Here is a 4,964-nt window from a genome sequence, read left to right as displayed (position 1 = left end):
AGGACCCTAACACCGGCTACGCTGCCAGTAGCCGCGTAACCACAAATCCCGTGTCCACTACATGGGGGCAAGGCCCGGCGGGCAGCACAGCTGGGCTGTGAATGCCCACAATCGCTGTGTGTCGACGTGGGGTTCGGACCGTGATGTCGGTCCTCATGGCTAATGTGGCGGCATGGGGAGATGGATGGTGCAAGATCTACCGGCTTGTTGGCTACGTATTGATCGGACGGTCCAGGCGTGAGTGCCGGGCGTATCAAGCCGGCGGCTCATTTTGTTGGGAGGTGGCTTCGGGCGGAACCCTATATCGACCTTGGCTTTGGCTTCTGCAAAGGCGAACGCCACGGCAAACTAGTCCTCTCGTACGTTGATGTACCTAACGTGGCTGAGGAAGAACGTCTCGTGGCCAGGGATGACATCGTGGAAACGGCGATGCCGCGAGGTACGCGGGTATGGGTGCCCACCACGCCATACGGTTGGCATGCCGGAGTAGTTGACCGTCCATTGACGGGCAACCGATACCGTGTGGCATTGGTTGGCCGTGGTGAACCGTTGTCGCTCCCTGAACGCCACTTCAAGGTTCGATTGGAACGGCCGCTTGAGAATCCCGCGCGCGCAGTTGCCAATGGACTGGTCGAGGCGCCAACATATTACGAGGCGCGCTCCGCACTACTTGACGAACTCGTCCGGCAAAGGCGTGTTTCTCGCGGGCTCACTGCTGCGATGTCAGCCCCTATCGAACTTTTTCAGCATCAGCTAGACACAGCGGCCCGGGTGCTGGGCGATCCGGTGATGCGATTTTTGTTGGCCGACGAGGTGGGCCTCGGGAAGACAATCGAAGCTGGAATTGTGATTCGTCAACTGCTGATCGACAACCCTGCGGCCAACATTCTCGTCGTATGTCCGGATAGTCTTCGGGGCCAGTGGGTCTCAGAACTCCGCATTCGTATACATTTGAAAACCGCTGTTGCACTCGGGAATGTGCAAGTGGTCCCGCATTCCGCCCTAGGACGAATTGCTGCGCAGTCCGATGTCGGTTTGCGTCGGTTTGAGCTGATCGTGATCGACGAAGCGCATAACCTGCTCATGGGCCTGCCGTCAGGTTCGGTAGTGGAGCGCCATCTCAGCGAGGTCGACGGACTCCTCGCTCTCTCGGCAACGCCAATGCGAAGCGATCTTGACACTTTCCGTCGGCTTCTGGCACTCGTAGATCCCGTCGCCTTCGCCAACTGTTCCCTGGACGACTTTCGGGTCCGCGTCGACGAGCGTGAACGAAGTGCCGCCGATGTTCAAGTCTTGTCCGCACGCAGGGCCAGCATCAGGCAGAAGGCCCAGGTATTGAACAGTATTGAATCCAGATATTCGGGCGATCCAACTGTCACGGCAATGGTCAGTGCCTGCAGAGGGACGCAAGACCCGCTCGCACCTGCTTGGCGCGATTTGGCTGACTATGTACGTGAGATCTACCGATTGAGCCGACGCATGATCCGCAATAGGCGCGGCAGTGCACTCACACGCGCGTACCGCGTCGCAGGGCGTGTACCGCGCTACGTCGAAGTTGTTGATCCCGCTCGCCCTCTGATCGACGAATTTCTCGAAACCTATCGGCTGCGCTTGACCAACGAGGAAGCCGGCACACATCGGTATATGCAGGCAGTTGTACGCGGGCTGGCCGGCCCCATTGCGATGCTTGACTACCTCGCGCATCCCGCGTTTGAGGACGATAAGGTCTTTTTCGAGATGACCGCGGCTCGATTGGAGATGGTGGGCAGTGAGGGTCGCTTGCGGGCCGCCGCCGAGGTTGTGGCGGAGCGAGTCGGTCTGGGGTATCGAATCGTCGTCACTTCTGAATTCCCGGTAGTCCTTGACCGATTTGAGTCGATTGCATGCGAACTGGTCGACCACCGCATTCTTCACCGCCATTTGGCTAAAATGCCGCCCGCACAGCGGGACCGCGAAGTGGAGTTCTTCATCGGCTCATCTCGCGGCGGCGTGCTGTTAGCAGACTCATCCGTGGATGAGGGCAGAAATCTTCAAGCGGCGTCGGTGCTTGTCAACCTTGACCTTCCGCTCGACGTTAATCAATTGGAACAGCGAATAGGGCGTCTCGACCGATTCACTGACCGATCAGAACCTGCTGACGTCGTAGTGTTTACGGAACCTAGCAGCGACTGGGTGTCAGCACATATAGAACTTCTTCGAGACGGTATCGGCGTGCTAAACGACTCGGTATCGACCGTCCAGCGACTGTTGGCCGCGGTACTCGGGGATCTCGAGGCGCACCTCATTTGGCGAGGAGTGGAAGCTTTACAGGTTGACCTCGCGGAATTGCGTGAGCAACTCGAAGTTGAGCGAGAAGACATCGACCTACTCGAGGAATTGGAGTCGGTCGAATCGGCAACTGTATTCAATGACGAAGCGATCGAGGACCTGCTTGAGTACGAGGCGAAGTCAGAAAGTCTGCGTAGTTCTGTCCGGCGGTTGACGATCGGAGTGGGTGCGCTTGCCCTTACGCCTGATGAGGATCACCGGGGGGTTGTCCGATTTGGAAACGCGCGCAACATTGGTCTCACTGAGGATGAAGCGCGTGTGCTAGAGGAACTCATGGAGCCAAAGGCTTTCGAACGATCTGTGGCTCTAGAGCACTCGGGTGTGACGCCATTCCGTATTGGCGATCCACTCGTCGATTGGCTCCAACAGCACCTAGTGGTGGACGAACGGGGGCGTGCCTCTGCCATCGCTCGACCCAACAGCGAGATTTCTACTCCTGCGCTGTGGCTCCACTGTGAGTTCCTCATCGAGTTCGATCCAGGTCAAGGCGGAGTGGATGACTGGCCGAGTCGTCGGCGCCTTGCTCGTCGCGGCGAAGCCCATCTACAACCAATTCGACTAGACACCTGGACTGATCCAGTCGGCCGCGCTCCGGACAACGTCATCGACGCCGTGTTGGGCAAACCATTCGACCGAGATCGTGACGCGATCCTGCGAGGGGCAAGCTGGCAGTTGATCCTCGATGAGATGCCAGCGTGGTCGACGCTATGCGAACAAAGCGCGACTGTCGCATGGGCAGAGGTCAGAAATGACCGGACATTAGCATCGACGCTACATGCAGCCTTGAATGCTGCGGATCAAGACAGCGCCAGGCGTATCGCGATATTGGAAGCGCGTTCGTTGCGGCTGCCTACCGGTTCGGAGCGAGACTCGGCTGAGTTGGAATTGCAAAGGGAGAGGGCGACCGCGGACGCCATCCGGGCTGGGATTCAGAACCCCTCTATACGGATGGTGGCGTGCGGAGCTTGTGTGCTGTGCCCTGAGGAGTACTTCGAATGAACGAAGGTCAAGAATCGGATGTAGTGGAGTTTCTACGAACTGGTACTACCGAATTGGCCTTCACCGATGACGTTCACGCCCGCATCGCGAGTGCCGTCCAGGATACGGATGCGAGCGACTTAGACAGGGCGGTGCTTGTTCGCCAGTTGCTTCGGCGATGGTCGCTGCGAGACGGGCGCTCGGTGCCTATCGAGTTGGCTCAAGTATTGACAGATTCCGTGCGCAAGGTTGCGGCTCGGGTGGGCCTGCGATGCCTTCCCGACGGGATGTGGTTGGCGGATCCATGGAATCCGGAGTGGTTGGGCCCAAACGGAGTCCCCGATGCCGCAGCTGCTGCCGGCACCGAAGTGGGCGCTCGGTTTCGCTCGGCGCCGATAGCTGCTGATCCATTCTTTAGTTCCAGCACGGGGTTCGATAATTATCGGACACCGGGCCAGCGTGCGGCATGCCGAGCTGTCGTCACTGCGCCAGAGGGTTCGACGATAATCGCAATGTTGCCCACTGGATCTGGCAAGACAGAGGTAGCACTCTGTCTGGCAGATAGAGCGACACGCGGACTTACGGCGATTGTTGTCCCTACGGTCGCGCTTGCATATGACTTCGAGCGGAGGTTTCGCGATCACTTTGTGAAGCGAAATCGCAAGGTAAACCCCTTGGCGCTGCATTTTGCGTGGACCGCCAGTACTGATGACCCAACCAGAGAGCAGTTGAGGCGGGCCATCATGAATGGCCAACAGCGACTACTCGTCACTTCGCCGGAGTCGATCACAAGGGCTCTACGCCACACACTCTTGGATGCCGCTTCTATAGGTCGATTCCAGGGATTTGTTATTGATGAGGCACATCTCGTCACACAGTGGGGACGGAGTTTCAGGCCGGAATTCCGGACTCTCGCGGATTTTCGAAGGGACCTGCTCAAAGCCGCCGAGGCTGGAGGCCATGCGCGGGCCATAACGTTACTTCTCAGCGCCACCCTTGGTTCCCCTGAAATGGAAGACCTAGTAGGGCTTTTCGGAGAGCCTGGCCCATGTAGTCCCATCGTCGCGAATGCTCTGCGCAGTGAACCGGAGATATGGATCGGACACGCGACGGACGTGGCAGAGCGCAATGAGTGGGTACAGGAAACGCTCGCGCACTGTGCGCGTCCCGCAGTCCTCTATGTCACGAGCCCGACTACTGCCCGCGACTGGTTTTCCGGGTTGCGCGAGGCAGGCTATTCAAGGATCGCGATGGTGACGGGGGAAAGCACTGCGGCAGAACGGGCCACAGTTCTTGATGGCATCAGAGCCAAGTCCGGAGATGGTGAGACGGTCGATCTAGTCGTCGCAACTTCCGCGTTCGGGTTAGGCATCGACTACTCTCACATTCGAACCGTTATACACTCGTGCCTTCCGGAAACTGTTGATCGCTGGTATCAGGAATTGGGGCGCGGTGGGCGTGACGGTGAGGTGTGCGGGGCATTTCTGCTGACAGCCCCGGGCGACGACAACGAAGCGTCAAGTTTGGGCGTAACCGTTCTGACATCGAAGGTGGCGCGCAAACGGTGGACCGACTTGTGGCTGAGCAATGATCAGAACCTGTGGATGAGCCTCGGCGAGGCGGCGTAGGAAAGGGCGCACCTTCCCGAGGATGATCTG

At 58.6% G+C, this 4,964-nt stretch carries 2 protein-coding genes and 1 pseudogene; all 3 read left to right on the top strand.

Annotated features, from left to right (window positions below; genetic code table 11):
* Positions 1-237: 237 nt before the first annotated feature.
* The 3 genes and pseudogenes from dpdE (at position 238) to ACJH6J_RS29960 (ending at position 4,934) form a co-directional block, all read left to right on the top strand.
* On the top strand, positions 238-3,327 hold the full coding sequence (gene dpdE / locus ACJH6J_RS29970; protein ID WP_406805006.1) for a protein DpdE: 3,090 nt from the start codon (positions 238-240) through the stop codon (positions 3,325-3,327).
* Positions 3,324-4,310 (top strand): annotated as a pseudogene (locus ACJH6J_RS29965) (DEAD/DEAH box helicase); the annotation flags it as partial. The gene dpdE and the pseudogene ACJH6J_RS29965, both read left to right, overlap by 4 nt.
* A gap of 111 nt (positions 4,311-4,421) precedes the next feature.
* Positions 4,422-4,934, top strand: coding sequence for a helicase-related protein (locus ACJH6J_RS29960; protein WP_406805007.1), 513 nt, complete (start codon positions 4,422-4,424; stop codon positions 4,932-4,934).
* The last annotated feature ends 30 nt before the right edge of the window (positions 4,935-4,964 follow it).

The sequence above is a fragment of the Mycobacterium sp. SMC-18 genome (assembly GCF_045310895.1).
GTDB lineage: Bacteria > Actinomycetota > Actinomycetes > Mycobacteriales > Mycobacteriaceae > Mycobacterium.
This window is presented reverse-complemented; position numbering and strand designations above follow the sequence as displayed.